General features: G+C 59.5%; 24 protein-coding genes. 14 read left to right on the top strand and 10 right to left on the bottom strand.

The window, feature by feature from the left end; all coding sequences use genetic code 11:
* Positions 1 to 34: 34 nt before the first annotated feature.
* From CENDO_RS07945 to CENDO_RS07915, 9 genes are all read left to right on the top strand, one after another.
* Positions 35 to 496: a hypothetical protein gene (locus CENDO_RS07945; protein ID WP_136141558.1), complete on the top strand. Its 462-nt coding sequence runs from the start codon at positions 35 to 37 to the stop codon at positions 494 to 496.
* Positions 496 to 1,236: an AAA family ATPase gene (locus tag CENDO_RS07940; protein WP_136141557.1), complete on the top strand. Its 741-nt coding sequence runs from the start codon at positions 496 to 498 to the stop codon at positions 1,234 to 1,236. Before CENDO_RS07945 ends, CENDO_RS07940 begins: the two co-directional genes overlap by 1 nt.
* A gap of 92 nt (positions 1,237 to 1,328) precedes the next feature.
* On the top strand, positions 1,329 to 2,771 hold the full coding sequence (gene thrC, locus CENDO_RS07935) for a threonine synthase (protein ID WP_136141556.1): 1,443 nt from the start codon (positions 1,329 to 1,331) through the stop codon (positions 2,769 to 2,771).
* A gap of 4 nt (positions 2,772 to 2,775) precedes the next feature.
* Entirely contained in the window at positions 2,776 to 2,928 is a 153-nt protein-coding gene (locus CENDO_RS11180) for a hypothetical protein (protein WP_168707190.1), read from the top strand.
* Positions 2,929 to 3,066: 138 nt separating this feature from the next.
* Positions 3,067 to 4,035, top strand: coding sequence for a chymotrypsin family serine protease (locus tag CENDO_RS07930; RefSeq protein ID WP_246014231.1), 969 nt, complete (start codon positions 3,067 to 3,069; stop codon positions 4,033 to 4,035).
* Positions 4,036 to 4,039: 4 nt separating this feature from the next.
* Complete coding sequence (locus CENDO_RS07925; protein WP_136141555.1) at positions 4,040 to 4,570, top strand: NUDIX hydrolase; 531 nt, start codon at positions 4,040 to 4,042, stop codon at positions 4,568 to 4,570.
* A gap of 415 nt (positions 4,571 to 4,985) precedes the next feature.
* On the top strand, positions 4,986 to 5,513 hold the full coding sequence (locus tag CENDO_RS07920) for a DUF3800 domain-containing protein (protein WP_136141554.1): 528 nt from the start codon (positions 4,986 to 4,988) through the stop codon (positions 5,511 to 5,513).
* Positions 5,514 to 5,851: 338 nt separating this feature from the next.
* On the top strand, positions 5,852 to 6,013 hold the full coding sequence (locus tag CENDO_RS11310) for a recombinase family protein (RefSeq protein ID WP_246014229.1): 162 nt from the start codon (positions 5,852 to 5,854) through the stop codon (positions 6,011 to 6,013).
* Complete coding sequence (locus CENDO_RS07915) at positions 6,006 to 6,488, top strand: recombinase family protein (protein WP_342773427.1); 483 nt, start codon at positions 6,006 to 6,008, stop codon at positions 6,486 to 6,488. The genes CENDO_RS11310 and CENDO_RS07915 overlap by 8 nt, the downstream gene beginning before the upstream one ends.
* A 62-nt stretch (positions 6,489 to 6,550) precedes the next feature.
* Here the strand turns inward: CENDO_RS07915 and CENDO_RS07910 are convergent, their stop codons facing one another.
* Positions 6,551 to 7,519: an SMI1/KNR4 family protein gene (locus tag CENDO_RS07910; RefSeq protein ID WP_136141553.1), complete on the bottom strand. Its 969-nt coding sequence runs from the start codon at positions 7,517 to 7,519 to the stop codon at positions 6,551 to 6,553.
* Between the two features lie 9 nt (positions 7,520 to 7,528).
* Positions 7,529 to 7,612 (bottom strand): HNH endonuclease, encoded by an 84-nt coding sequence (locus CENDO_RS11450; RefSeq protein WP_136142216.1) that lies wholly within the window; start codon positions 7,610 to 7,612, stop codon positions 7,529 to 7,531.
* A 38-nt stretch (positions 7,613 to 7,650) separates the two neighbouring features.
* Between CENDO_RS11450 and CENDO_RS11370 the strand changes: the two genes are divergently transcribed.
* On the top strand, positions 7,651 to 7,785 hold the full coding sequence (locus tag CENDO_RS11370) for a helix-turn-helix domain-containing protein (protein ID WP_136142215.1): 135 nt from the start codon (positions 7,651 to 7,653) through the stop codon (positions 7,783 to 7,785).
* 10 nt (positions 7,786 to 7,795) lie between these two features.
* Here CENDO_RS11370 and CENDO_RS07895 read toward each other — a convergent pair whose 3' ends face one another.
* Both CENDO_RS07895 and CENDO_RS07890 read right to left on the bottom strand, forming a co-directional pair.
* On the bottom strand, positions 7,796 to 8,776 hold the full coding sequence (locus tag CENDO_RS07895) for an SMI1/KNR4 family protein (protein WP_136141552.1): 981 nt from the start codon (positions 8,774 to 8,776) through the stop codon (positions 7,796 to 7,798).
* 42 nt (positions 8,777 to 8,818) lie between these two features.
* Positions 8,819 to 9,751, bottom strand: a complete 933-nt coding sequence (locus CENDO_RS07890) for a hypothetical protein (RefSeq protein WP_136141551.1) — start codon at positions 9,749 to 9,751, stop codon at positions 8,819 to 8,821.
* Between the two features lie 751 nt (positions 9,752 to 10,502).
* Between CENDO_RS07890 and CENDO_RS07880 the strand changes: the two genes are divergently transcribed.
* On the top strand, positions 10,503 to 11,549 hold the full coding sequence (locus CENDO_RS07880; RefSeq protein WP_246014227.1) for a serine hydrolase domain-containing protein: 1,047 nt from the start codon (positions 10,503 to 10,505) through the stop codon (positions 11,547 to 11,549).
* 35 nt (positions 11,550 to 11,584) lie between these two features.
* Here the strand turns inward: CENDO_RS07880 and CENDO_RS07875 are convergent, their stop codons facing one another.
* A complete protein-coding gene (locus CENDO_RS07875; protein WP_136141549.1) occupies positions 11,585 to 11,935 on the bottom strand; it encodes a hypothetical protein in 351 nt (116 codons plus the stop codon).
* Between the two features lie 217 nt (positions 11,936 to 12,152).
* Here CENDO_RS07875 and CENDO_RS07870 point away from each other — a divergent pair, with 217 nt between their 5' ends.
* Positions 12,153 to 12,866, top strand: coding sequence for a VIT1/CCC1 transporter family protein (locus CENDO_RS07870; RefSeq protein WP_136141548.1), 714 nt, complete (start codon positions 12,153 to 12,155; stop codon positions 12,864 to 12,866).
* A gap of 37 nt (positions 12,867 to 12,903) precedes the next feature.
* On the opposite strand, the gene CENDO_RS07865 is transcribed toward CENDO_RS07870, so the two are convergent.
* The 4 genes from CENDO_RS07865 to CENDO_RS07850 all read right to left on the bottom strand — a co-directional run bounded on the left by CENDO_RS07865 (position 12,904) and on the right by CENDO_RS07850 (position 22,254).
* A complete protein-coding gene (locus tag CENDO_RS07865; protein WP_136141547.1) occupies positions 12,904 to 14,445 on the bottom strand; it encodes a glutamate synthase subunit beta in 1,542 nt (513 codons plus the stop codon).
* A complete protein-coding gene (gene gltB, locus CENDO_RS07860) occupies positions 14,445 to 19,028 on the bottom strand; it encodes a glutamate synthase large subunit (RefSeq protein WP_136141546.1) in 4,584 nt (1,527 codons plus the stop codon). Before gltB ends, CENDO_RS07865 begins: the two co-directional genes overlap by 1 nt.
* Positions 19,029 to 19,273: 245 nt before the next feature.
* Positions 19,274 to 20,614 carry a M20 metallopeptidase family protein gene (locus CENDO_RS07855; RefSeq protein ID WP_136141545.1) on the bottom strand — a complete coding sequence of 447 codons (1,341 nt, stop codon included), beginning with the start codon at positions 20,612 to 20,614 and terminating at the stop codon, positions 19,274 to 19,276.
* 161 nt (positions 20,615 to 20,775) lie between these two features.
* Complete coding sequence (locus CENDO_RS07850; RefSeq protein WP_168707189.1) at positions 20,776 to 22,254, bottom strand: MFS transporter; 1,479 nt, start codon at positions 22,252 to 22,254, stop codon at positions 20,776 to 20,778.
* A 643-nt stretch (positions 22,255 to 22,897) separates the two neighbouring features.
* Between CENDO_RS07850 and CENDO_RS11300 the strand changes: the two genes are divergently transcribed.
* Together CENDO_RS11300 and CENDO_RS11445 are read left to right on the top strand one after the other, a co-directional pair.
* Complete coding sequence (locus CENDO_RS11300) at positions 22,898 to 23,269, top strand: BRO-N domain-containing protein (RefSeq protein ID WP_246014225.1); 372 nt, start codon at positions 22,898 to 22,900, stop codon at positions 23,267 to 23,269.
* A gap of 75 nt (positions 23,270 to 23,344) precedes the next feature.
* Positions 23,345 to 23,554, top strand: a complete 210-nt coding sequence (locus CENDO_RS11445; RefSeq protein WP_425456164.1) for a phage antirepressor KilAC domain-containing protein — start codon at positions 23,345 to 23,347, stop codon at positions 23,552 to 23,554.
* Here CENDO_RS11445 and CENDO_RS07840 read toward each other — a convergent pair.
* Positions 23,504 to 26,626 carry a type I restriction endonuclease subunit R gene (locus CENDO_RS07840; protein WP_136141543.1) on the bottom strand — a complete coding sequence of 1,041 codons (3,123 nt, stop codon included), beginning with the start codon at positions 26,624 to 26,626 and terminating at the stop codon, positions 23,504 to 23,506. The two genes, CENDO_RS11445 and CENDO_RS07840, sit on opposite strands and share 51 nt — an antisense overlap.
* Between the last annotated feature and the right edge of the window lie 2 nt (positions 26,627 to 26,628).

Raw genomic sequence — 26,628 nt, 5'->3', positions numbered from 1 at the left:
AAGCGGGAATCGCGAACTTACAAAAAGGAGCACCATGAGTGGCCAGCCGCGTCAATCCAAAGCGCTAGTCTTCGGCATTGTTGCGGCGATTCTTATAACGCTAACGGTCACCGCCATACTGATGGTGAAAGCCTCGGCACCCGAGCCCAACGCCCGCACGGTGAGCGACGCGCTAAGCGGCGTGACCCCGCAGGATCAAACCGAGCAGCAATCACAGTCACCAGCCAACGGTAGCGCCCGCCTTATTGAGTTGGCAGAAGCGCTTGGGGTTCCCGCCGATTCACTGCCCGCCTACGTCACGCCGGGGCAGGTCACCGAGGCCAACCGTCAGGCCCTGCGCAGGAGCCTGGAAAAATCCGTGGGCTTAGGCGAGATGAGCCCGCACGAGGCCAACGCGGTTCTCAAGGCCTTCGACCTTGGCCTTGTCGCCATACCGTACGGCGGATACCTCGCCGATTCCGCCGCGGCGCTCCCGCCGAGCGGGGGCCAGGATTAATGCTCCTCAAATCCTTACGCGTCACCGCCCCCAGGAGTGGCGATAGGGCAGAATATTCCTATATCTGGCAGTTGCCGGTGGTGCGGTACCTGCTGCGCGAAACGCTGACCTTATCCTCACCGGTCAGCATCATCGCCGGGGATAACGGCGCGGGAAAATCCACGCTGATAGAGGCAATAGCCCTGCGCCTAGGCTTCGGCGGATCGGGCGGGAGAATCCATGACCACAAAAGGATGAACACGGGCACGGAATCCCCGCTGTCTTTCCACCTATACCCGCGGACGAGCGGAGTCATCCAGCGCGGCTATTTCCTTCGGGCGGAAACCCACATGAGCCTGCTGGCCGCGGGGCAACACCCCGAAGAACGCGCCGGGCGCAGCGTGTTAGACCCCTCCGTTGACCTCTTTTCCCGCTCGCACGGCGAATCCATCTTCGATGTACTCGATGAACACGTCCACGGCGAGGGCCTATATATCTTCGATGAGCCGGAGGCTGGTCTCACCGTCGTGCGCCAGATGGCCCTGTTGGCAGAGGTTACCCGGCAGGCGCGCCGGGGTGGGCAATTTATTATCGCCACCCATTCGCCGGTGCTAATGGCCATTCCGGGAGCGGAGATCTTCAATATCGGTGAGGATGGGATAAACCGGGTAAGCCGCGAGGAAACGGAGGCGGTGGCCGCGATGCGTGAGTTCCTCGATGACATAGACGGTACCGTGCGGTTCCTCACGGAGGGCCTGTAGTTTCCTACCTATTGGGATTTCGGTTTCACGGGGTGGCAATTTTGGTGGCGAAGACACCCACAACCCAGGGAGCACCGGCTAGGATGTACCCCGTGGATTACATTTCAACGCGAGATAGCCTAAAGACCCCGGCCAAGTTCACTGACATCCTGCTCGGTGGCCTGGCACCGGATGGTGGTTTGTACCTGCCTGAGACTTATCCCCAGCTCAGCGACGCACAGCTTACGTCATGGCGTGAGTTGCTCAAGGACAAGGGATACGCAGCGCTTGCCGCCGAGGTCCTCAAGCTGTTTGTTGATGACATCCCCGCAGATGACCTAGAAAGCATCGCGGTACGCGCGTACACCCACCCCAAGTTCTCATCGGAGGAGATTGTTCCTGTAACCGAACTGGGCGATGGCCTCTACATTGGCCACCTGTCTGAGGGGCCTACGGCGGCGTTTAAGGACATGGCCATGCAGCTGCTGGGTGAGCTCTTCGAGTATGAACTGGCCCGCCGCGGCCAGGAACTCAACATCCTGGGGGCTACCTCCGGTGATACCGGGTCCTCCGCTGAGTACGCCATGCGTGGCCGCAAGGGCATCCGGGTATTCATGCTGACCCCGGCCGGGCGCATGACCCCGTTCCAGCAGGCGCAAATGTTTGGCCTGGATGACCCAAACATCTTCAATATCGCGCTGGATGGGGTATTCGATGACTGCCAGGACGTGGTCAAGGCCGTATCCTCCGATGCGCAGTTTAAGGCTGGTAACCGCATCGGCGCGGTTAACTCCATCAACTGGGCCCGCTTGATGGCGCAGGTCGTCTACTACATTTCATGCTGGTTAAAAATCACCGAGTCCAATGACCAGAAGGTTTCCTTCTCCGTGCCCACCGGCAACTTCGGCGACATTTGCGCCGGCCATATCGCCCGCCAGATGGGGCTGCCCATCGACCGCCTGATCGTGGCCACCAACGAAAATGATGTGCTGGATGAGTTCTTCCGCACCGGCAACTACCGCCCCCGCCCGTCCGCGGAGACTTATGCTACTTCCTCTCCGTCTATGGACATCTCCCGCGCCTCCAACTTCGAGCGCTTCGTCTTCGACCTGATGGGCCGCGACGCGCAGGCCGTGGCTGAGCTATTTGGCAAAAAGGTTAAGGCCGGCGGCTTTGTCATTGAGCAGGATCTGATGGACCAGGCCACCGGCACGTACGGCTTCATCTCTGGTTCGTCGACCCACGCCGATCGCATTCAGACCATCGCGGAGGTGGAAAAGGCCTACGGCGTGGTTGTGGATCCGCATACCGCCGATGGAATCAAGGTCGCCCGCGGCGCGCAGGCTGAGGGCGTAGACACCCCCATCGTGTGCCTAGAGACCGCCCTGCCGGTCAAGTTCTCTGAAACCATCCGGGAGGCGCTGGGCCGGGAGCCGGAGACCCCGGAGCGCTTCGCGGGCATCATGGATGCCGAGCGCCGCGTGACGGACCTGCCCAACGATGCCGGCGCCGTGAAGGACTTCATTACTTCTTCCATCAATAACACGGAGGTCTAGTCCCATGGGGCAGGAGAATTTTGCCGGTCCGGAGTATTTCACCGAGTTTGATCCGGAGAAGTTCATCCGTGATTTAAAGCAGATGGCTGAGATGGACTCAGAATGCGCCGATTCTTCTGCGCCCGCGTCCGAGTCCCCCAAGGAGTCAGCGCGCTAGCGTGATGAGGGGCTTTAAGCGGCCTCGTGCTTCGTAGCCGCCGGAAGGCATGGCTTTTTAGGAAAGCTAGCCCTATCAGTTACCATGGGGCCTTTCCAGGCACCAGAACCGACCGTAGGTCAATGAAAGGCTGATTGAATGCGTATGGCGTGCGCCGCAGCTCTGGCGGCAGTGGCCGCCGCAGCCGCCAGCGCCTGCGCACCAATGGATGCTCGCGTCGCCGCCCCGGAGACCATGGGCGTGGTGGATGGCGGCGATGCGGCGGGCGCGAAGGCCCCTGAGCGGGCTGGCCGGACGGCAGAAGCGAGCCCATCAGTGACCAAAGGCGCGCAGAGCTCAGTGGAGTCAGCGGATAGGGCTGGCATGTCACGGCCGGAGGGGAACATCGTGGCACCGAGTGACGCGCCGCTGCCCCCAGGCGCCGCGCTAGATATATCCTCCACGTATCCCACCCCGGGCGAGAGTTTCAACTTCAACGTATGCACGGCCGCTTACTCTTTTACCTTGGAGGACGGCCGTTCCATCGGCGTGACCGCGTCCCATTGCGCGCGCCAGGGCGATCTGGTGTGGGCCGGGGCCGCGGACGGGGAGTTTATATTTCCCGCGGAGCCTATCGGAGAAGTGATCCACTCCGATCTGTACGCGGTAAATTCCAACAAGTTGGACGTGGCGTTCATAGAACTCAACGACAATGCGCAGTGGGCCACGTATCACTTCACCCGTCAGATGGAAACTCAATTCGCCGCAGGCCTTGATGAGCTCCCAAACCGAGTCTGCAAGCTGGGGCGTTCGACGGGACAGACCTGCGGTGAGGTCACGCACTACTCTCAGCTGGGCAGGCTTCACTCGCCGGACGGTGAGTTGGAGTCCTCAGCCGCGCGGGCGGCCGTGTGCGGGCGCACGGGGGATTCCGGTGGGCCGGTCTTCGGCACCGTGGATGGCCGCGAGGTCATCGTGGGGTTGGTCTCCGGTACCACGGAGAAGCTAGAAGAGCATCAAACCTGTGAGACGGCGGGGCAGGGAATGGAAATGTCCTTTACCACGACCACCGACGTCCAGCACGTGGTTGAGGAAGTGCTCGGGGTTCGCGTGGCCAGCTACAATTGAGCGCATGGCTACCCCGGATTTCATCCTTAACCTTCGTGAAAAAGTAGGAAACCAGCAGCTCTTTCTGCCTACCGCGACGGCGATAATTCTCCGCCCAGTTCCAGCAGGGGCGCCACTGTGGGAGGTGCCCTCCGTGCTTTTGGCCCGCCGCGCGGATAACGGCAAGTGGGCGCCCATCGCCGGCATTATGGAACCCGGCGAGGAGGCCGCGGCCGCCGCCGTTCGCGAGGTCAAGGAGGAAGTAGGCCTCGACGCTAAGGCGGAGGCTCTCATCGGCGTGGGCACCGTGGGGCCGGTGACGTACTCCAACGGTGATGAGTGCATCTTCGCCGATACCTGCATTCGTCTGTCCGTCCCGGATGGGGCGGAGCCCACCGTCAGCGATGAGGAAAACACCGACGCTGGGTGGTTTCCCATCTCCCAGCTGCCGCAGTCCGTGGACCGCCGGACGCGGCTATGCATCGCGGACGCAGCCGCGCAGATGAAACACCCTCAGGGTTTCCGCCCGCGCATGGGATACGTCAAGCGGGTCTAACCGGGAGCGGGTGCGACTATGGGCACTAATCAATACCACCGTTTGGTGTACCGATGGTCGGGGTAGGTCTGTTGGTTAGAGGGTGCCACCTACGGGGAGAGCTCCGAAGCGAGTTATCCACAGGTAATATTGCCAGTCTTATGCATATGCCCTGGTTGTGCCAATGCGATATCGGCGTCTCGCTGTGCAATCGGCGCGTGGGTTATGGTCATTGGTACCCAAACGGCAGGAGAACACCCCGCATGTACCAACTCTTCGTGGACGAGTCTTAGCAGAAAGATCACTATTACGTGGCGGGCGTCCTCGTTGACGAAAAACAAAATGGGACCTTGGTGACGCGGCTCGATGAGCTTGCTGACGGTCTGCGAGAGCGAAATAGATGGCTTACATCGCCCGAGTTTCATGGCCACGCCCAATGAATGGGCTGGACGACTGGAAAGGCCTCAATGGCAATTTTGGTGCGCGTGTGTCCATCTATCAAAAGGTGCTGCACGCTATACAGAACTCGGGTGCCCGAGTCTACTTTGATGGCGTTGATGTTAACCGACTCAATGCGCGCTACAAGTACCCGGATAGCCCTCACGAGGTGGCCCTCCGCCATACGCTCGAGCGTGTCAATGAGTATTGCGCACTTAAAGGGCAGATGTGCAAGGTCATAGCCGATATGGTGCCGCAGCAAGACGACTTTAACGAGGCAATCCAAGGGTTTACCCGCGTTGGCACCCCGGTCTATCGTAGCCAAAAGCTACTTTGCGTTGATGGTGACATTGAGTTTGTTGACTCTAGGGAAAGTAGGGGCGTGCAGGCGGCCGACATGTCTGCCTATGTGCTGCGCCGCCACCGAGAAGAAACGTACGCTAGCAAGTCGGCACGTAGGGCTACCGCGCGACTTGTAAAAGCGCTCGGCCCCGCCCTCGTACATGAGCGGAAGTGGCGTCCCTAGTCAAGAAAAAGCTCTGGAGCCTACGCGGCTCCAGGCGACAACGCTCCGGTATCCGGCTCGTCGTAGCCTCAATTCAACCCCTTTTAGCGCTTTTGGTCAACATTTTGCACAGTTCAACTTGCGCCACCTACCCCGCCACCGCCCCAACACTCACATCTTGAGCGTCTGGGCGGTGGTGTTTACACGTTCTAAGTTATCTAGAGGCAGAAAAGAGAGTGATCCGCAAGGGGCAAGAGCCCCAAGCCTAGGTCTCTAACTCACCCTTAGAGGTCTCACTTAGTACACCCTAAGTGAACAGTTCTGAATTGCAAGTTTCGCTTGTTCGGTAGGGTTAAGTCATGCCTTACGGAACAGAACCGTCATTACCTCTAGAGATTGACGAACGCCAGGACGTCGTTCTGGGACAAAAGTTCGGGTACGCCCGAGTGAGTTCCCTGGAACAGACTCTGGACCGCCAGCTCGAGCGACTCCAGGCGGCCGGAGGCGTCTCAGATATATAAGGAAAAGATCAGCGGCTCGACCCGGCACCGTCCCCAGCTGGAGGAGGTACTGCGGCATCTCCGCAAGGGGGATCAGCTCATCGTGACGAGCATGGATCGCCTTGCTCGCTCACTGGTGGATCTGCATACGATCGTCGAGGATTTGGTGGGCCGTGGCGCGTCGGTGAGGTTCTTGCGTGAGGGGCAGACTGATTCGGCAAAGGCGGATCCGATCGTCAAGCTCATGCTGGGTTTGATGGGTTCTGTGGCGGAGTTTGAGCGCGCCATTATTAAGGAGCGTCAGGCTGAGGGAATTGCCCGGGCGAAAGCCCGCGGGGTGTACAAGGGGCGGGCGAAAGTGCTCACCGGCGGCCAAGTTGCGCAAGCGCGGCAGTGGGTGGCCGATGGTGTACCCAAGGCGGAGGGGCCCGCCGACTCGGGATCGGGCGGACCACCTTGTACACATATCTTCCCCGCACGTAGAAATGCCCCCTAATGATGAAGCTTTAGGGGGCTAGTCGTAGTTTGCAGACAGTGTGGGTATCAAGCTGCAGTTCGCTAGCCCTGGCGAAGGTGATCGAGAACCTGGTTGATGTAGTTTTCATCCATGATGTAGCCGTTTTCTGTCTCGATCAGAACGCCCTCTTTAACCCGGCGATTCCACCACATAATGATTGACCCCAATGTGTAGCCTACCCCGCCGTACTTCTGGTCCGGGACTGTAAATGAGTCGCCCATCAAATCCCCGAATGTCAGTTCCTGCCCTTCGCGCCCCCAACGGCCATATGTCCTGGGATCGTGTTGCGGTTCAACGTGCTGGACGATCCAGTACACCACGTCGTAAAAGGTGCGGCCTTCTGGCGTATCTCCGGTAATTGCTACCCCTATGGAATCTGCGATCGGCTCAGTCGCCTTGCGGAGCAACTGCTCCATATCTGTTGTTGGGGTGGCGGCCAGGGCTTGCTGGAGTGGCTGGGACAGTGCGCCGTATCGCACTCCTTTGATGCCGATGCCGTCCTGGCTGACTTCTTCTGCCTCACTAGCGGAGGGGTGTGGTTCAAGCTGGGCTAGGAAGTCGTCGAATGAGTCTGCGACCTGCACTCTTTCACCATCGGGGTCGGTGTCGAGATACAGTATTGATCCTGCTGGGAACTCGGGCAAGTCGTAGTTGATGACGAAGCATTGGTGCATTCCGTCTTCACTGTCCGCGCATAGCAGGACTTCGCGGGGGATGTTCCATTCCTCCATCAAGAATGCTGCTTGCTCGAGCAGGTCGACGTTCGAGTTGTTGGAGGTTGTTCCGTTGCCGTAGATGCTGTCTACGGCAACGTCGATCACGTCGCCGTCGGGAAGTTCTATTTCTGGGAGGTAGCAGGTCTTTAGGCTTAGGGATCCTCCCCCTGTCCGGGAGAGGAGACGTGTGTAGTCATCTGGCAGGCGGCGGCGCAGGCCGTGCTCGATTTCTCGGATGCGTTGTTCATTTGCTGGTTGTGCCGGGTATTCAAAAAGTGTGCTGTAGTCGGTCATGGTTGTCCTTTACGAATTCAGTGGTTTGCTCCATATAGCGTATCCGCCTGTGTGGCGCACGGCATTGTGGAGATCTTTCGGGATGAGCTGCAGTAAAGGGCACGTGAGACACGGAGCGCCAAGCTGAGTGGATTGCCCGTGCGAAAGCGCTTACCGACTCCCAGGTTGCGCATGCGAACCAGTGGGTGGCCGGTGGTGTACCTAAGGCGGAGGTGGCCCGCCGACTCGGGATCGGGCGGACCACGCTTTATAAGTACTTATCCTGAGTGGCCGAATTTAGCTTCCGACCACAGGTTCCTCCTCGCGGAGCTCCTCGAGGACTTGCGCGATGTAGCTTCTGTCTAGGGCAAAACCGTTAGGGGTTGGCGAGAGGAGGCCTCTTGCGACGCGGTCATTCCACCAGGCGTCTACAAAACCAGCAACCCATACGAACCTGTATCGCTGACCCTCCACTAAAAACGAGTCATGTAGAAGAGCGTCAAGGTTGCCCTCTTCATCTTTGTGATTGTAATTCGTGTATGTATCCGCATCAACCTGCGGATTTAGGTGCTGGGTGACCCAGTAGAGCACGTCGAGGAAGCGTCTTCCCTCCTTCGGACGCTGGAAAATGTTGAGGTTGAGCGGATTTGCTAAAGATGCCGCTGCTTTACGCAGTAGATATTCCATGTCGGGGGTCGGTGTGGCGTTGACTGCGCGGGTAAGGGTGCTGGAGAGGTCTCCGTACCAGGCACCCTTGAGCCCCATTCCCTCTTGCCCTGCGCTGGGATGATATTCCTCGGCATCTTCCCCGCTATAAGGTTCGAGTTTGCTGAGGAAGTCGGTGACGGAGTCGGCGACGCGGGTCATGGCCCCACCGGGGTCGGTGTTGAGATGGAGTACGGCCCCTGTGGGGTAGTCGGGGTGGTCGTAGTTGATGACGAAGCAGTTGTGCATGCCGTCTTCGGTGGTGGCAAACAGGAGGACTTCTGCGGGGATGCCCCATTCCTCCATGAGGTAGGTGGCGTATGTGGCCAGATCGAGGCAGCGGCCAGTACTTGTGCTGCCGTTGCCGAAGATGTCCTCTGCGGCAAGACCTTCGGCACTGCCCGGAAGGCCGGGCATGATGCATTTCTCTGATGTGAGGGTGCCGCCGCCGGTTTCTTTGATCAATGCCCGGTAGTCGTCGGGTAGTGTCCGGCCGATGGCATCCTCGATTGCGGTGAGGCGGGCAGCATCGGCCGGTTCAGCGGTTTCAGAAAAGAACTCGGAAAGATTCATTGTTGCTTCCCTGTGGAGCAGGCTGTGTGGAGAGCCTCTTGCCTAATCTTCCGGTTCGACGGTTTCTGCGAGAAATTCTTCGTGAGACCAGTATGTCTGGTCCCAGTAGCAGATGAAATCACCGGGCTCAATCGTGATGTAGTGATCGGGAAGGACGAGTCCATACTCCTGGGTTATGACTTTTAAGCCTTTTGCTTCGAGCGCCTGCGCTGTTTCTTCCACCGGTAGGCAGTTGTCCGGGCCGATGGGAACGCCCAGGAAGGTGACGTTTTCGTTGTTGAAGTCCACTCGGGCGGTGACGCATGTGTCATCTTCGATGATCGAGACGATCTTCCATACCTCTTCCTCCGCACAGTCATCGTCGATGACCAGAAAGCCCTCGAGGTCGGTGCCGGATCCCTTCTTGTTGAAGAAGTAGTCGTCGAGAAGGGCGATGTTTTCCTCGACCGTGCCGCCGAGTTTGAAGGGCAGGGGTAGGTCACCGGTGAAGTTCGTTGATTCATTTGCCGGCGTTGTTTTGGGCTGTGGGCTTGCAGACTGATCATTTTCAAGACAATTCTGGGTGGAGTCTGGGGTTTCAGTCTGCGAATCGGTCGCGGTCCAACCGATGGTGGCGATTTCTCCTTCAAAAACGTAGAAAGATACTCCGGTGTCAGTAATCGTGATGCCACCTGACTCTTTCTTCGTGGAGATATCGCGTTTCTTCAACTCATTTTGGAATTTGGTGGCACGCATGGGTACCGGAATACCCAGGAACGTGTCGCCTGGTTCCAGTGACGGGATCTCACAATCAAACAATCGCCCGTCTCTGAAGGCTAGTTTCACGTATCGCATCTGCCCGTTGAAGTCAGCTGCTCCGCTCAGGGTTTCCATGGAAATTAGGGGCATTCGGAAAGGATTTGCAATTTGGGATTCAAGGTCGTCGATGTTTTTTCCGAACTCGAGTGGTTTAGGCGGATGGGTGGAAAAATCCATGCTGGGTTCTCCTAGGTGAGCTGGGTGGGTCTGCCCCCCGGAAAGTAGACATGTCGGGGATAGCCAAGCTTTGTTGGTCAGTGTAGCTGAATTTTGGGTTTCAAAGACGTCACGGGCCGGCAGGTGACACCATGAGTGCCGCCGGCGAGTGTTGTAGCGCATGCACCACCGAAAGACTTCTTGGCGGCAGGCCAACGGATTGTTAAAGGCTTTCCGGTTACCCCATCTAATTACGCGCTCCAGATCCGGATGAGCTGGCTTAACAACAGCAAGGGGAATTTTCAACTTCAACTATTCTGCTTTTCGCCTCTTCTTCGGGCCGACTATGGAGAAGATGATTGATAGCAAAACTGCTGTTATCGATAGTGGGCTGAAATAAGCAAGCTTATGACTTATGCCGAGGCAAATGAAAAAGAGAGTTGTTAGCAGTGCTGTGACTACCAACCCTACCGACGTTAAGAGGAGTTGCTTAGTCGAAGCATGAAGGTGATGCTCCTGTGAGCGGACCACCTATATCACCTCCAATTGTGCCTACAGTGCCTCCACCAACGGTTCCTAGAAGGGGGCAAGGTTACCGTTCCGGCTACTGTGAAGCATCCTGGGTTCAGTGGTGATACAGACACTGGGCCAAGCATGACCTTAGGGCTACGCTGGAATCAAGACCTGTTGAATGACAGCAAGAACAACCTTCCGAGAATGTGCTCAGCAGAGAGTGGAGTAGCAGCGCTGCAGCTTGGAGACTAAACACAGTATGAGCGAGGAAATCAGCAACGACGCGATGTTCCGTTACGGCGATCGATCATTGTCGGCGAAACTTCAACGTGCGCTGGTAGGTACGGACCATGTTGGAGCATGTGTGGCACTCGTTAGCACGGAACTTCCACGTGGATCACTGACAGCGGGCGTGGGGGTGATGCCAGAGCGCACATTCCACATGGGTTCGATAGGCAAAGCCCTCAACGGCTTGATCTACTCCTCGATGGTCACTGAAGGTACCGTGTCGAGTGAAGACACCTTGGGTACTTTTCTTCCTCTCGATGGCGTTGCGGCAGGTTCGATAACCCTAGAGTCTCTCGCGACTCACACCTCCGGATTACCGACCATTGGTGGTGGGTGGCGTGCTTCGTTTCGTTCTCGCTGGCGATTGTTGCGGAAGAAAGATCCTCAGCCAGAAACTCTCGATGAGCTCGTCTCCCTACTTAGGGACACTCCCGTTCGACCCAGAGGATTTTACTATTCCAACCTCGGGGGTTCTGCGCTCGGGCACGCCTTGGCTGTCGCCGACGGCGTGTCCTATCCAGATCTCATTTCCAATCGCATAGCAAAGCCACTGGGATGCCCGACCCTGTACGTACCGGAGCCCGGTGCTCCAGAACTGGACGACGATATTCCCGGATTGAGCATATTCAACTCTGCACAGGAGCCATGGACGGGAGAAGGCTACGCGCCAGCCGGCGGGGTCCGAGCGTCAGCAGACGATATGGTCATCATTATGAACGCCATACTTAACAGCCCCTTACCGGGCTGGACGAACGCATTCACGCCATTGAGGCGTACGGATTTGGAAAGCTCTGAGGGTCTGTCACATTCCATCGGAGCCGGGTGGTTCATTCAGGAGGCCAGTGCCTCGACTGGTGAACTGGCGTGGCATAACGGTTCTGCCAATGGCTTTGGGTCGGCGTTTGTCCTCGATCGCGAGAATCGACGCGGGGCTTTCGTATCCGTTCGGGACGGAAGTATGCAAGTGGACAGCCTATCTGTTGCTTTAACTTTGATGTCTGGCGAAAAGGTTGGCTAGGTGCCGTCTTTGTTCTTTTCCTTGCGCCACCGCACTTACATGACGCGGGCGTTATCCGGCTCGGCAAGACAGGCGTCACAACCACACCGGAAAATGCCACTGCCGAGGTGCTCGGGCTTATGGCCGCGTCCCTTGGTCATCGTTCGTGCCGGGTAGGTGAGCACGCCCTTGAGCTGTTCGTGCTCTTCTTCGGGGAAGATTGCAGGCCACTGGGCACGACCTACCACCTTGCGGTTGGACTTCACCTTCTTGCCCTCATGATTCAACGTGTTGTGTGTCGCGTACGCCTTTTCTTGACGCTTAACGCCCGCCTCTTCCTTACGCTCAAGCGAGATACGGACATACACGGGGGCGCGCTGGGCGGCGCTGCCGTTGGTGGGGGTCATGGCTACGTGATAGGCGCACCAAATGAAATTCAGATAACCCCAAGTCTGTTGCGTTGAGTGCGGTGCCCGCCGCTTCGGGAAGCGGGGGAGATAATTGCCGGGAATGGGGTCTATCTCCGGTTAGGTTAGGCTGCGTTATCGCAGTTCAGGGTAGGCAAAGATTGCTAGACAACGCCCATAGGTGGGGGTCATACTTGAGTTGGAAAGCCTTAAAACCATGACTCAAACACTCGTAGATCACGCCGAAGCCCGCGACTCCCGCCATCACGCGCGCCTGAACTCGCTGCGCGCCGGCGTGCTGGGCGCCAATGACGGAATCGTGTCCGTCGCGGCTTTGCTTTTGGGCGTGATTGGTTCCGGGGCCAGTGCCCACACCATCGTGATTTCCGGCCTGGCCGCAACGGTTGCGGGCGCGGTGTCCATGGCGCTGGGGGAATACGTCTCCGTGTCCGCGCAAAGGGACACGGAGGAAGTACTGATTGCCAAAGAGCGGGCCGAGCTTCGCGATTTCCCGGTTAAGGAGCACCGTGCGCTAGCCGGAATCCTGCAAGAATATGGGATGAGCGCGGAGACCGCGGATAGGGCTGCGCTTGAGATGGAGCAGGGCGATACCCTTGCGGCGCACCTGCAATTGAAATTGGGCATCGACTCCGAAGATCTGACCAGCCCATGGGCGGCCGCGGTGTGCTCCGCCGCGTCGTTTGTGGTTGGCGCCCTCCTCCCGCTACTGACCGCATACTTCGCCCCGGAAGGAAGCGCGGCCGCCATGGTCGCGGCGGTGACCATCATGACCCTAGCGCTGACGGGGTTAGCGTCCGCGACGCTTGCCGGTACCAACCGCGCAAGGTCCGTGTTGCGCCTCGTCGTGGGCGGGGCGCTGGGCCTTGCCGTGACCTTCGGCGTGGGCGCGCTTTTCGGCACCACGGTCTAACCCCGCCGCGGCTAATCGCGCGCGGCGGGCGCCGGGCTTAGATCCCCAGCGGGGCGGTGCGCGGCGTTACCGCCACGGGTAGCGCGGTCTCACCCATCAGGTCAGCGTCCACGGCCGCGGCGCACGCGCGGCCCTCGGCGATGGCCCACACGATGAGGGACTGGCCGCGGCCGTTATCGCCGGCCACATAGACCGGTGGTTTAAAACCGGGGAACAGCGGCTTGGTCTCGGCGCGGTATTCCTCATCGCGGACCATGCGGCCACGCTCATCGAAGGAAACGCCCAACTCATGGATAACGCCGCCGCGCTCAGCGCCGGTAAAGCCCAGGGCGATGAGAACCAGGTCCGCGTCCATCTCAAAGTCCGTGTCCTCCATGGGGACGCGGCGGCCATCGACAACCTTGACCTCGTTACCGCGCAGGGACTTTACCTGACCATTCTCACCGTGGAATGACACGGTATTGACGGAATAGACGCGCTGGCCCAGTGAGTCACCCTCGGCCCGCTGGGCGAGGCCCAGGGCGGCAATCTCATCGGCGGACTCGTCGCCAGTGATGATGTACTCACCCTCCTCGTGGGCCGTGGCGGTGCGATAAAGCAGTGGGTACATCGGCCATGGGGTAGACGCCGCGCGGTTCTTGGGCGCGCGAGGGCGAATATCGAACTGGGTGACGGACGCCGCGCCCTGGCGCAGGGCGGTACCAAAGCAGTCAGTGCCGGTATCGCCGCCGCCGATGATGACCACCTTCTTGCCCTTGGCGTTGATGGCGGGCTCATCATAGTCCCCCTCATTGACGCGATTTTGCCAGGTGAGGTACTCCATCGCGGGGTAGATGCCGGTGAGCTCGCGGCCGTCTACCTCCAGGTCGCGCGGAACGGGGGTGCCGGTGGCCAGGATGACGGCGTCAAAGGAATTTAGATCCGTGGCGGTGGGGGATACGCCGGTGCGGAACTCGGTGCCTTCCTCCTCCATCTGCTTCAGGCGGCGGTCAATCCACTTCTTTTCCATCTTGTACTCGGGCACGCCGTAGCGCATCAGGCCGCCGATGCGGTCATCGCGCTCGAAGACGGTCACCTTGTGGCCCGCGCGGGTCAATTGCTGCGCAGCCGCCAAACCGGCCGGGCCGGAGCCTACCACCGCAACCGTCATGCCGGTGTCGAGGGAAGGCTTGATGGGCTTTACCCAGCCTTCGTCAAAGGAGCGCTCGGCAATCGCCAGCTCCACATTTTTGATGGTCACGGCATCATCATTGATGCCCAAGACGCACGCGCCCTCACACGGGGCGGGGCACAGGCGGCCGGTGAACTCCGGGAAGTTATTCGTTGCGTGCAGGCGGTCAAACGCCTCCTCCCAGCGGTCCTGGCGCACCAGGTCATTCCACTCGGGGATGATGTTGCCCAGCGGACAGCCCTCGTGGCAGAACGGTACGCCGCAGTCCATGCAGCGGCGCGCCTGCTGCTCAATCTGGCCCTCGGGCGCCGCCTCGTAGACCTCTTTGTAATCCATCAGGCGCAGCGGCACCGGGCGGTGAGCGGGCTCCTGACGGTCAAATTTTTGGAATCCGTGTGGATCGGCCATTACTTCACTGCCTCCATGATTGCTTCGTTTTCATCGCGGCCCTCCGCGCGGGCTGCCTCGATAACATCGAGCACGCGGCGGTACGGCGCAGGGACAATTTTCACCATGTCCGCAGGCGTTGCGGTGGTGGTAGAACCGGTGCGGGCAATGTGCTCCGCAATGGCCTTGGACAGGAACTCAACGTCTGAGTCCTCAAGCTCCTCGATGCCGTTAGCCACGTCCTTGTTCAGGCGCTTTTCGATGCCCTCCGTGCGCAGGACGTAGGCTATGCCGCCTGACATGCCCGCGCCGAAGTTCTCTCCAATCTCGCCGAGGATGACGACCTTGCCGCCGGTCATGTACTCACAGCCGTGGTTGCCCACGCCCTCAACCACGGCGGTGGCGCCGGAGTTACGCACGCAGAAACGCTCGCCCACGGTCCCGCGGATGAACAGCTCGCCGGAGGTTGCGCCGTAGGCCGTGACGTTTCCGGCGATGATGTCCGGGTTCTGCTTGAGCTGTCGCGGCGCCTTTTCATCCGGGCGGACGATGATGCGGCCACCGGATAGGCCCTTGCCCACGAAGTCATTGGCGTCACCAACAAGGTCCATGGTCATGCCCCTTGGCACGAATGCGCCAAAGGAGTTGCCGGCGGAGCCGCGGAAGGTGAGGTTCAACGTGTCCTCGGGCAGGCCCGCAGCGCCCGCGGCGCGGGTCACGCGGGAGCCCACCATGGTGCCCACGGAACGGTTGACGTTGGTGATCGGGTATTCCAGGCTGATGGAGGGGTTCTCACCACCGGCCATCCACGTGGGGGCGTTGGCCGAGTTCTTCGCGGCCGCGGCATCGATGGTCAGCTGCGCCGCCGCGATGATCTTGTTGTCCAGGTTCTTCTCCAGGCCGTGGATTTGCTCCTTGGTCTGGCGCAGGTTCTGGTTGCGGAAGTGGGGGGACTCGACGCGCTCGAAGATGGGGGACAGGTCAAGGTTCTGGGCGCGGTCATGGCCCACCTCCTTGTTTTGGCGCAGGACCTGGGCCTGGCCAATGGCCTCATCCAGGGAGCGGAAGCCCAGCTGGGCCAGGTACTCGCGCACCTCCTCGGCGATGAAGGTGAAGAAGTTAACCACGTGCTCGGCGCGGCCGGTGAACTTCTTACGCAGCTCGGGATTCTGCGTGGCAATACCCACCGGGCACGTATCCAGGTGGCACACGCGCATCATGACGCAGCCCTCGACCACCAGTGGTGCGGTGGCGAAACCGTACTCCTCCGCGCCGAGCAGTGCGGCGATGATCACGTCGCGGCCGGTCTTTAACTGGCCATCGGCCTGGACCCGGATGCGGTCACGCAGGCCGTTGAGCAGCAGGGTCTGCTGAGTCTCGGCCAGCCCCAGCTCCCACGGGCCGCCCGCATGCTTGAGGGAGGTCAACGGGGAAGCGCCGGTACCGCCGTCATGGCCGGAGACCAACACCACGTCAGCGTGGGCCTTGGATACGCCGGCGGCCACGGCGCCAATGCCGCGCTCCGCAACCAACTTGACGTGGATGCGCGCATCCGGGTTGGCGCACTTGAGATCGTGGATGAGCTGGGCGAGGTCCTCGATGGAGTAAATATCGTGGTGCGGCGGTGGGGAGATAAGGCCCACGCCCGGGGTGGTGATGCGCACCTCAGCGACCCAAGGGTAGACCTTGTTGGGCGGCAGCTGGCCGCCCTCACCCGGTTTTGCGCCCTGGGCCATCTTGATCTGGATGTCCGTGCAGTTATTCAGGTAGTGGCTGGTCACGCCGAAGCGTCCGGAGGCCACCTGCTTGATGGCGGAACGCTTCCAATCGCCGTTGGACTCAACCTGGAAGCGCTTGGCGTCCTCGCCGCCCTCGCCGGAATTGGACATGCCGCCCAGGCGGTTCATGGCGATGGCCAGGACCTCATGGGCTTCGGCGGAGATGGAACCGTAAGACATGGCGCCGGTGGAAAAGCGCTTGACGATGTCCGCCACGGATTCCACCTCATCGATGGAAATAGGCGGGCGGTCCGGCACGAATTCAAACATGCCGCGGATGGTGGCCAGGCGCTTGGACTGGTCGTTGACCGCGCGGGTGTAATCCTTGAAGATGGCGTACTGGCCGGTCTTCGTGGCGTGCTGGAGCTTGAAGATGGTCTCAGGGTTAAACAGGTGGAATTCGCCCTCGCGGCGCCACTTGTATTCCCCGCCAAGCTCAAGATCGCGGTGGGCGTTTTCCTCCGGACGGGGAAGGAAAGCGGAACGGTGGCGGGCCTCCACGTCGGCCGCGATGTCCTCTAAGTGCATGCCGGAGATTGGGGAATCGATGCCACCGAAGTATTCGTCCAGCAGGTCCTGGTGCAGGCCGGTGCAGTCAGCCAGCTGGGCGCCGCGGTAGGAGCTTACCGCCGCGATGCCCATCTTGGACATGACCTTCAGGATGCCGGTGGTGGCGGCGGAGATGTAATTCGCGCACGCCTGGTCCAGGGTGAGCTCACCCAGCTGGCCCTTCATGAGCAGCTCGTCGATGGTCTCAAAAGCCATGTACGGGTTGATGGCGTCCGCGCCGAAACCTACGAGCATGGCCAGGTGGTGGACCTCGCGCGCGTCGCCGGACTCGATGACCAGGGAAGCGCGGGTGCGCGTGCGCTCCGCAACCAGGTGCTGGTGCACCGCGGAGGTCAGCAGCAGGGATGGGATGGGGGCGAAGCGCTCATCGGAATCGCGGTCGGAGAGGACGATGAGGGTCTTACCGTCGGCGATGGCGGCGGAGACCTCACGGCGGACGCGGGCAATGGCCTCGCGCATGCCCTTGCCGTGGTGCGCCACGGGGTAGAGGCCGGAGATGACCGCCGCGCCAAAGTTTTCAGCCTTGCCCTCATCGTTGGCGTGGATGAGGGTCGCCAGCTGATGGTTATCGATGATGGGGCCGTCTAGGTGCAGGCGGCGTGCCGCGGTCTCGTCCGGGTTTAATACGTCCGATTGCGCGCCCAGCAGCGTGAACATGGAGGTGATGTTCTTCTCGCGGATGGAATCCAGCGGCGGGTTGGTCACCTGCGCGAAGCGCTGGGCGAAGAAGTCATAGATCATGCGCGGGCGGGCGGACAGGGCGGCGATTGGGGTATCGGAGCCCATGGAGCCAATGGCTTCGGCGCCGGTCAGCGCCATCGGGCGGATGATCAGGTCCACGTCTTCTTCGGTGATGCCGAAGGTGCGCTGGCGCAGCACCGCACGGTTGTGTGGCATGTACTCATACCTGGTCTGCGGCAGGTCCTCGATGTGGACGAAATTGTCCCGGATCCACTCGCCGTACGGGTGGGCGGTCGCCAGCCGCTGCTTGATTTCATCGTCCTCCACGATGCGGCCGTTTTCCGTATCGACGAGGAACATGCGGCCCGGCCGGACGCGCGTGCGCTTGACTACCTTGGCCGGGTCAATGTCTAGCACGCCGGCCTCGGAGGCCATGACCACCAGGCCGTCATCGGTAATCCAAATGCGGCCCGGGCGCAGACCGTTGCGGTCAAGGACGGCGCCGATGAGGGTGCCATCGGTAAAAGCGACCGCGGCCGGGCCATCCCATGGCTCCATCAGGCAGGAGTGGTACTCATAGAAATCCCGCAGCTGCGGGTCAATATTGTCCTGGTGCTCCCAGGCCTGCGGAATCATCATCATGACCGCATGCGGCAGGCTGCGCCCGCCCAGGTGGAGCAGCTCTAAGGCCTCATCGAATACCGCGGTATCCGAACCGGAGGACTCACAAATGGGCAATACGCGGTCCAGCGGGCCCAGCAGCTCAGACTGGATGAGCGCCTCACGGGCACGCATCCAGTTCTCGTTGCCCTTGACCGTATTGATCTCACCGTTGTGGGCCACCATGCGGAAGGGGTGGGCCAGCGGCCAGGAGGGGAACGTGTTGGTGGAGAAGCGGGAGTGGACCACCGCGAGGGCGGATTCCATGCGTGGGTCGCGCAGATCCGCGTAGAAGTCCGCCAGTTGCGGGGTGGTCAGCATGCCCTTGTAGACCATCGTGCGCGCGGATAGGGACGGGAAATAGATGGTGTCCTCGCCGTTTTTGGTGCCCAGCTCGCGTTCGCAGCGCTTGCGGACGAAGAACATGACGCGGTCCAAATCAATGCCGGTCTTGCCCTCGGCGGTTAAAAAGATTTGCTGGAAGGTTGGCATGGCCTCCTTGGCCATCTCGCCCAAGTCAGAGGGGTCCACGGGAACCTCGCGCCATCCGAGGACGGTTGCGCCCTCTTCCTCGGCGATGGCCTCAATCTCACGCTTGGCGTCCAGCATGGCCATGCGCTTGCGGGGCAAAAATGCGATACCGGTGGCGTACGCGCCGGCCGCGGGGAGTTCAAAGCCGCTTTCCTGGGCTACCTCGCGGCAAAACGCGTCCGGCACCTGTATGAGGATGCCTGCGCCGTCACCGGTGTTGGGCTCGGCGCCCGCCGCGCCGCGGTGGTCGAGGTTAATGAGCGCCTGGATGCCCTTGTCCACAATGTCGCGGGAGGCGCGCCCGTACATGTCTGCGACAAAGGCAACGCCACATGCGTCGTGTTCATAATCGGGACTGTAAAGTCCCTGCTTTTCTAAGGCCATCACTAGGCTCCCCTCGCACGTATCGCTCAAGCGGAAAGACCCGGCCAAATGCGCCGCACCGCGGAACCCGTCAGATATCGAGGTACCGCGGTGCGGCCGGCTGGGCATCCCTATCTATCTATTGTTCAATAGGTACTTTAGCGGATTGCTCCCGCGAAGTCATACTTTTCCTTTATGTAATGACCAAATCGCGGGAATGCGCCGGGTGATTTGTTTCACTCCATGGGAAGCGAGGGGGTGGCCGGTTACTTATCCACGCCCTTGTCTGCGGAATTCACGTCACCCATGAGGTGGCCGACGGCGATGTGTGCGTGTAGGCGCACGCCGTACGCAAGCGCATCGTCATTGACGTAGAACTTCGGGCTGTGGTTTGGTACCAATCCGCGGCTGGATTCATGGGTCAGTTCAACGCTGCCGTCTGCGTTGTAGCGGACGTCTTGGCCGCCCAGCAGGGCGTAGACGCCGCCGAAGCGGGCGATGAACTCTGAGACATCGTCATAACCCATGCTGACCGGAATCTCAGAGACCGGATTGTCGCCGGCCACATGCTTGTACACCGGAAGCACCGCCTCGACCCACTCAGGGGTGTTGACCACGGGCGGAATCTGGTCGAGGAACTCCACCTCGCCCTTGCAGCCGTGGGCCTCGGCCAGGTGGCCGACGTAACGCTCGATGCGCTTATTGATGTCATCAAGAACCGAATCATCCACGGAACGCACCGTGCCCCAAATCTCCACCTGGTTGCCCACGATGTTGAAGCGGCCCTGGTCCACGATGTGGCCCAGCGAAATGGCGAAGCGCTCCTTGACGTCTACCTGGCGGTAGATCTGCCCGATGTTGCTGAGGATGTCACCCACCGCCGGCATTGGGTCGATGCCCTGCCAAGGGGTAGAGGCGTGAACCTGCTGGCCCGTGACGGTGATCTTGACGGTTTCAGACGCGGCGTTTTGGACGCCGACAGAGTAACCGATGGCACCAACTGGGCCGGCGCCGATGTGGATGCCGAAGGCCATGGTTGGCTTCGGTTCGAAAAAGCCTTGCTCCGTCATGTGCGCGACCATGTGGTCCGCGCCGCCCGGCTCGCCCTGCGGTGGGCCCTCCTCGGCGGGCTGGAAGACCAGCATGATATCGCCGTGGATGGAATCACGCATGTCAAACAGGATCTTTGACGCGCCCAGCAGCATGGCCACGTGGGTGTCATGGCCGCACGCGTGCGCGATGGGGAAGGGGCCGCCCGGGTAATCCTTATCCACCTTGGTGGAGGCGAAGGATTCGCCGGAGTCCTCCTTGACCGGCAAAGCGTCCGTATCGGCGCGCAGGAGGACGGTCTTCTTGTCCTCATCACCGTCTGCGCCGCCGCGGATGTAGGCCACAACGCCGTGACCGCCGACGCCGGTGGTGATGTCCTCCTCGCCGATGCCGATGCCCTTGAGCTGTTCTACGATGTAGGCTTCCGTTTCCACCTCGCGGTTGGATAGCTCCGGGTTCTCGTGGAGGTGGTGGCGCCAGGCGATGACCTCTTCTGCGATTTGCTCCGCGGCCTGGTCAATCTGTTGCTGCAAGCTACTCAAATCAGTTGTGGTCATGAGTTCTACTCCTTTTCGTGTGAGGGGTTGGTCTGACCATAGGGTCCATCCATCGGGGGAGGAGACTACGCGGCCAGTCTACGCTTTGGTTTTGCCGATTAGGCCCCGTCTTCGCTGCCCCTGCGAGCATCGAAGGCGGGGTGAGTTGATAAGTAGGTGGTCTAAGACGCGTCGAGCGAGGACTTGGCCTTGCGCGGTACCAGGACCGCGACCAGAATCACGGCGAGGAGGCCGAGTATGAAGCTGACGGTCATGGCCGCAAGGCCCGCCTGGCGGGCGGCAACGTCGCCTACCTCGGCGAACGTGAAGATGTTTCCGAAGAACTCGCCAAAGGCGCCACCCTCACGCTGGGAGTTAAACACCGCCACGGCTACGGCGATGCCGAAGCCATTGCCCAGCGCGGAGGCCATCTTGTAGAAGCCGGAGCCAACGCCGGCCTGGTGCGGCGGCAGGGCTGAAAGCGCGGCGTCAGTGGTTGGGGTGGCGAAGATGGCCAGGCCCAAGCCCAGGAAGACCGAGGCGATTGCGACGGTAATGAGGTAAGGGGTCTTCTCTAGGAAGGTGCCCATGCCGATGAGCATCGCCAAGCACACCAGCCCGGCGCCGATGAGCATGGGGGTGCGTACGCCGACGATGGCGATGAGCTTCTCGCCGATGCGCAGGGTAAGGAAGATGGCGATGGCAAAACCGATGGTCACTGCGCCCGCGGTGCCGCTGCTTAGGCCGTAGCCGAATTGCAGGGTCCAGCCGGAAATCACCAGGCCGCCGGCGGCGGTGTTAATCAGCAGGTTGGCGAATACCGCGCCGCTGAACTGGCGGTTGCCAAAGAGCTTGAAGTCTACGAATGGGGCGTCCTTCTTGCGCTCGACCGGAATCAGAACGGCCGCTACAGCGATGACGAGGGCGATGAGTAGCCATGGGGTCAGGCCGCCCCAATTAAACATGCTGGCCTGGGTGATGACGATAAACAGGATGGCCACGGCGACGGTAAAGAGCGCGATGCCGGGCCAGTCCAGCCCCTTGAGGCCGCTGCGTGGGGTCTCAGTCTCAGGCGCGCGGCGAACCAGCAGGATACCAATGACGGAGACTATTGCGCCGAGGAAGAACACGCCGCGCCAGCCGAGTGGGGTGGTTGCCAGCAAACCGCCGAAGGCGGCGGCGAGGCTGGAGGAACCGAAGCTACCCAGCGACCACATCGAAATGGCGCGCTGGCGCTCCTTTCCTTCCCAGAAGAAGCGAATCATACTTAAGGTAGCGGGCATGATGAAGCCGGCCGCAAAGCCCTGGAGCACGCGTCCGACCATGAGCATCACGCTGGCGGCCCCGCCCATCGCCGCGCCCACCAGGACCGAGCCGATGATGTTGATGATGTTGCCGATGATCACGAAGCGGACGTGGCCGTTGCGGTCCGCGATGGTGCCGGCCACGGCGATGATGATGCCGCAGGCGACGCCGGCGGCGGATACTCCGGCGTTAAACAGCTCGGCGTTGATGCCAAGGTCGTTGATCATCAACGGGCCGTTAATACTTGCGGTCTGGGCGAAGAGCCAGAACGTGGAAACGCTAAGGACGATACCGATCAGCAGGGCGTCATTGCCCTTATACGTGGTAGTTGAAGAAGGCGCGGCTGCGGTGCTCACGAGGGGACTCCTTACATCGACTTTCAGGGTCTAAGCAAGGGACGCGCCTTATATAAGTGACAGGGACTTTAAGTTGCACGCCTTTTCAAGCGCGGACTTCACCAGGTTGGGCGCCCCTTACGGGTTTAGTATATCCCGCGCGTGGTGGCCGCCACGTATTTTTAGGAAAGTAACTTGCGTTACAACCCGCGACGCTTTGACCAGCACACCGGTCTAAACCAACGCCCGCTGCCGACCCCCGTAATGGAACCAACGGACCAAACATCTAACCCCCGCGGAATTGTGTTCGAGGTGTTTCAAGCCTCAAGCCAGTTGAAATGAAGCAGCCCTCGCAGACAATAGCCGCCCAATCGAGAAGGACTTGGGGTTGGGAGTGTCCGCATCCCCTTTGACCCTTAACCCCGGTATGCCTCTATAGAAATGAAAGGCCCCGGTCATTTGTGCATTCCCTCACGGGGAAGAGGCCTGACCGGGGATCTATTGCAGTCCACTATACAGCACCTCTCCCAAAGGATACAAAGTTGCTGCTGTCGGGATGTCCGGATTCTTACACGCTCAGCGTCGTATACGTGAGAGCCCGACGCGGCCGCACCCGTGGCTTGCTGGAATTCACGTCAATCCTGGCTCTTAGAAGGAGCCGGACATGGCTACAAGAGATCTTCAGGTATTCACCAACGATGCCTTTGGAACGATCCGAACCGTCGAACATGAGGACAAGGTGAACTTCTGTGGCCGTGATGTGGCCACCGCCTTGGGATACAAAGATCCAGTTAGCGCCATCAAGCAGCACGGACGTGGGGTGGCGTTTCACCACCCCATCACCGATGCGCTCGGACGCACTCAAGAAGCCCGGTTCATCACCGAAGGTGACCTGTACCGGCTCATCTTCTCCTCCAAGCTCCCCGCAGCCCAGGACTTCGAAGCCTGGGTTGTCGACGAGGTTCTACCGACCATTCGCCGTCATGGTGTCTACGCCATCGACGAACTTTTGGGCAACGATGAGTTCCTCGAGTAGGCCATCGTCCAGCTTCGCTCCGAGCGAGCCAAGCGACTGGCGGCCGAACAGGCCCTGCTAGAAGCCGAGCCAAAGGTGTCCTACTACGATCTGGTGCTCCAGTCAGATTCGCTGATCACAACCACGGAGATTGCCAAGGACTATGGCTTGTCGGCAAAGAAGCTGAACTTGCTGCTGCACGACGCCGGGGTGCAGTTCAATGTGGTGACGGTGGGGTGCTGTCCGGATTGTGGACTACTCAGAAAGGCGTTTCTTCACCTCTGCGTCTTTGGACGCTGCAACTAGCAGTTCTGCCAGTGCTCCAAGTACCGCTTCCACATTCTCCATGTCGGCGGAAAGGGTGGTGTACACGTCTTGTGATTCTTGAGCAGAACCCAATAGTGCTTGCAGTCCCTTTTGCTTAAACGCGCGGGTGGAAGCGAGCTGCTTAGCGTCATTCTCACCAGCCATGCCTTGAATCTGTGCGTCTTCAACTAGCTTGCCGTAGGATGCGCGGATAGCGCTGGACTTGGCTTCATCAGATGCAGAAACACCAGCTGCTGCAAGAATCTGATTGACCTTATCGACGGCTTCATCGAAAGCGGTCTTGACTGGGGAGTTCTCACTGACCGGCTGACCATCGAAGCCCGGCAGGTCTAGCTTTCCGTCAATCTCTTCCTTTGCCAGTCCGAGATCTTCTTCGGTTTCCAGAGGCTCAACAGCTACACCCACAAGCTCAATACCCGTGGTGTAGTCATCGTCGTCATCTTGGCGCTCAACATTTAGATTCTTGGCGAGCAACCCAGCCACAATCGCACGCTTATGCAAGGTGGCATCTTGGTAATCCACAATCTGAGAGAGGAACTCCCAAGCATGGGTGTACTTCGCACAATTCGTCTTGAACGTCTTGCCGTCCGCGTATGCGTCCTTATCGCCTGTTAGGCGTGCATCTCGCATATGCGCATTCCAGCGCTTACGAACAGGCGAAATAAGAGCCTGCAAACGCTCGGAAGATTCATTCTCCACATAGGCGGTGCCCAGTGCATCTAGTTCTTCCTCGGTGTAGAACTCTGCGTCATCAAGCTGTTGTCCCAGGTCATCGAGGGCGTTCGCTGGAATATCAGCTTCAATATGCGCTTGCTGGTAGTACGGCTTAAACGACTCCACGATCTTCTCCGGTTCGTTCACAAAATCCACCACCATAGGCTTTGGCTTGTTCGGGAACGTGCGGTTCAAACGGGAAAGAGTCTGCACCGCCATGACACCGGAAAGAGACTTATCCACATACATGGCGCACAATCGCGGCTCGTCAAAACCCGTTTGGAATTTGTTCGCCACAATCAGCACCTTGCATTCCTCGTTCTCACGGAAGTGAAGCGCCGTATCTTTTACGCCGTTCAGGGAATACTCGGTCACGGAATTATCATCAATATCCAGTGAGCCGGAGAACGCAACCAGCGTGGTCATGTCCTCATACTCTTTCTCGGCGATGTACTCATTCATTTTTAGCGACCAGGTAAGCGCGGAACGGCGGTCTGGTGCCACTACCATCGCCTTTGCTGTTCCATCCAAGTGCTGCATGACGTTACGGCGGAAGTGCTCCACCGTCACCTGCACTTTCTGTGCAACAGACGTTGGATGCAGACGCGCAAACCTCACCATGTCAGACACAGCTTCTGACTCATCCACAGTCTCTGTGCGCCCAAGCTCATCCTTGATGCGGGCGAACATGGAATAGGTTGAGTAGTTAGCGAGTACGTCAAGGATGAAGCCTTCTTCAATCGCCTGACTCATCGAGTAGATGTCATACGGGATGCGCTTTACTGGGTCACTTGGGTCTGGCACACCATAAGCCGCAAGTGTCTTAGCCTTAGGCGTTGCCGTAAGCGCTACGAAAGAGAGGTTGGCGGAGTTCGCCACCGCTGAATCCACAGCCAGAAGCATGTCATCAGAGGTGATCTCCTCTTCCTCGCCTAGTTCGAGGTTCACATCAACCAGCGTCTCGCGCAGCTTCTTCGCTGCTTCACCATGCTGAGAAGAGTGCGCCTCATCGATAATCACGCAATAGTTTCTGCCTGCAAGATCTGGCTTCGTTTCCATCAGACGTGCCAAAGCTGGGAACGTCTGAATGGTGCAGGAAATAATGTGCCCACCGTGGGTAAGAGCCTTCTCAAGCTTCTTAGACTTTGACCCAAGCTCATTATCGACTGCAACCACCATGCCCTCAGATGCCCGCAAGAGGTCAAGACCTTCCTTGATGTTGTCATCCAATGCCGTGCGGTCTGTGACCACAATGACGGAATCAAACAGCGGAGTGCCATCTGATGAGAATGCACGGTTAGCGCGGTGAGCAAGCCACGCAATGGTCTTCGTCTTCCCGGAACCAGCGGAATGCTGAATCAGGAATCGCTGACCAGAACCCTTAGTCACCATGTCCGAAATGACACGCTCAGTGGCGCGTAGCTGGTGGTAACGAGGGAACACTAGGCGACCATCGTTGCCCTTCTTCGCTGGTTCCCACAGCGCGTAATCACGCAGAATACGCAAGAACAGTTCAGGTTGGAGCACCTTCTCCCACAGATACGCCGTGTCAGAGCCATTCGGATTGGACGGATTACCGGAATGGTATCCGTCACCTTGGTTAAACGGCAGGAACACGGTCTTAGCGCCTGCCAGTACCGTGGACATGTACACCTGTTGATTAGATACAGCGAAATGCACCAAGGCACGACCTGGCGCAAGAAGTGGGCGGGACTTGGACGGCACACGGTCTTGGCGGTACTGCTTGATAGCATCCTGTACCGCTTGCGTGTTATCAGTCTTGAGTTCCATCGTGACAACCGGGATACCGTTTACCGTAAGCACCAGATCCAGCGTCTGCGTGGACGTGGTATCAAAACGCACCTGACGCAAGACTCGCAAGCGATTCTGCTTCGCTACCTCAGAAACGCTCGTGTACAGCGGATTCTCTGGGTAGAACTGCACAAGGTTCGGGAATGTTGCCTTTTGGCGACCAAGCTGGGAGTGTGAGAAACCATGGCGCAATGTGCCAAGTAGACCGTTCTTCACCTGCTTAGTCTTGGCGGTAAGAGTGTGCTTCTTGTTCAGCATCTCCACAAGGCGGTCAAGGAGCTTATTGACCGCCACCTGCTTCTCAAGGTCGCCAAGACGTGACGGAACCGCTTTCTCGTACTCATCTGGGAACTGGGTTTGTAACCAGTGCAGAACATCAGGAACATAGATAGCTCGCTCCACATCCCAACCATCATTGGATGAGTCATGCAGCCACCCAGAGGACGAGAGTGAATCCACAATAGAATCCTCAAAGTCAATCTCAAGGTAATTAGTTAAAGCCTTTTCAACAGGGGAATCAGTCATGG

The sequence above is a fragment of the Corynebacterium endometrii genome, assembly GCF_004795735.1.
Classification (GTDB): Bacteria; Actinomycetota; Actinomycetes; order Mycobacteriales; family Mycobacteriaceae; genus Corynebacterium; species Corynebacterium endometrii.
This window is presented reverse-complemented; position numbering and strand designations above follow the sequence as displayed.

Bases quoted from the DNA above. Each gene is read 5' to 3' on its own strand.
- CENDO_RS11300 (WP_246014225.1), top strand. From the start codon at position 22,898: ATGGCTACAAGAGATCTTCAGGTATTCACCAACGATGCCTTTGGAACG.
- CENDO_RS07895 (WP_136141552.1), bottom strand. From the start codon at position 8,776: ATGAATCTTTCCGAGTTCTTTTCTGAAACCGCTGAACCGGCCGATGCT.
- CENDO_RS11310 (WP_246014229.1), top strand. From the start codon at position 5,852: ATGCCTTACGGAACAGAACCGTCATTACCTCTAGAGATTGACGAACGC.
- CENDO_RS07920 (WP_136141554.1), top strand. From the start codon at position 4,986: ATGAATGGGCTGGACGACTGGAAAGGCCTCAATGGCAATTTTGGTGCG.
- CENDO_RS07880 (WP_246014227.1), top strand. From the start codon at position 10,503: ATGAGCGAGGAAATCAGCAACGACGCGATGTTCCGTTACGGCGATCGA.
- CENDO_RS07930 (WP_246014231.1), top strand. From the start codon at position 3,067: ATGCGTATGGCGTGCGCCGCAGCTCTGGCGGCAGTGGCCGCCGCAGCC.
- CENDO_RS07925 (WP_136141555.1), top strand. From the start codon at position 4,040: ATGGCTACCCCGGATTTCATCCTTAACCTTCGTGAAAAAGTAGGAAAC.
- CENDO_RS07945 (WP_136141558.1), top strand. From the start codon at position 35: ATGAGTGGCCAGCCGCGTCAATCCAAAGCGCTAGTCTTCGGCATTGTT.
- CENDO_RS07875 (WP_136141549.1), bottom strand. From the start codon at position 11,935: ATGACCCCCACCAACGGCAGCGCCGCCCAGCGCGCCCCCGTGTATGTC.
- gltB (WP_136141546.1), bottom strand. From the start codon at position 19,028: ATGGCCTTAGAAAAGCAGGGACTTTACAGTCCCGATTATGAACACGAC.
- CENDO_RS07865 (WP_136141547.1), bottom strand. From the start codon at position 14,445: ATGGCCGATCCACACGGATTCCAAAAATTTGACCGTCAGGAGCCCGCT.
- CENDO_RS07870 (WP_136141548.1), top strand. From the start codon at position 12,153: ATGACTCAAACACTCGTAGATCACGCCGAAGCCCGCGACTCCCGCCAT.
- CENDO_RS07855 (WP_136141545.1), bottom strand. From the start codon at position 20,614: ATGACCACAACTGATTTGAGTAGCTTGCAGCAACAGATTGACCAGGCC.
- CENDO_RS07840 (WP_136141543.1), bottom strand. From the start codon at position 26,626: ATGACTGATTCCCCTGTTGAAAAGGCTTTAACTAATTACCTTGAGATT.
- CENDO_RS07940 (WP_136141557.1), top strand. From the start codon at position 496: ATGCTCCTCAAATCCTTACGCGTCACCGCCCCCAGGAGTGGCGATAGG.
- CENDO_RS07910 (WP_136141553.1), bottom strand. From the start codon at position 7,519: ATGACCGACTACAGCACACTTTTTGAATACCCGGCACAACCAGCAAAT.
- CENDO_RS07890 (WP_136141551.1), bottom strand. From the start codon at position 9,751: ATGGATTTTTCCACCCATCCGCCTAAACCACTCGAGTTCGGAAAAAAC.
- CENDO_RS11180 (WP_168707190.1), top strand. From the start codon at position 2,776: ATGGGGCAGGAGAATTTTGCCGGTCCGGAGTATTTCACCGAGTTTGAT.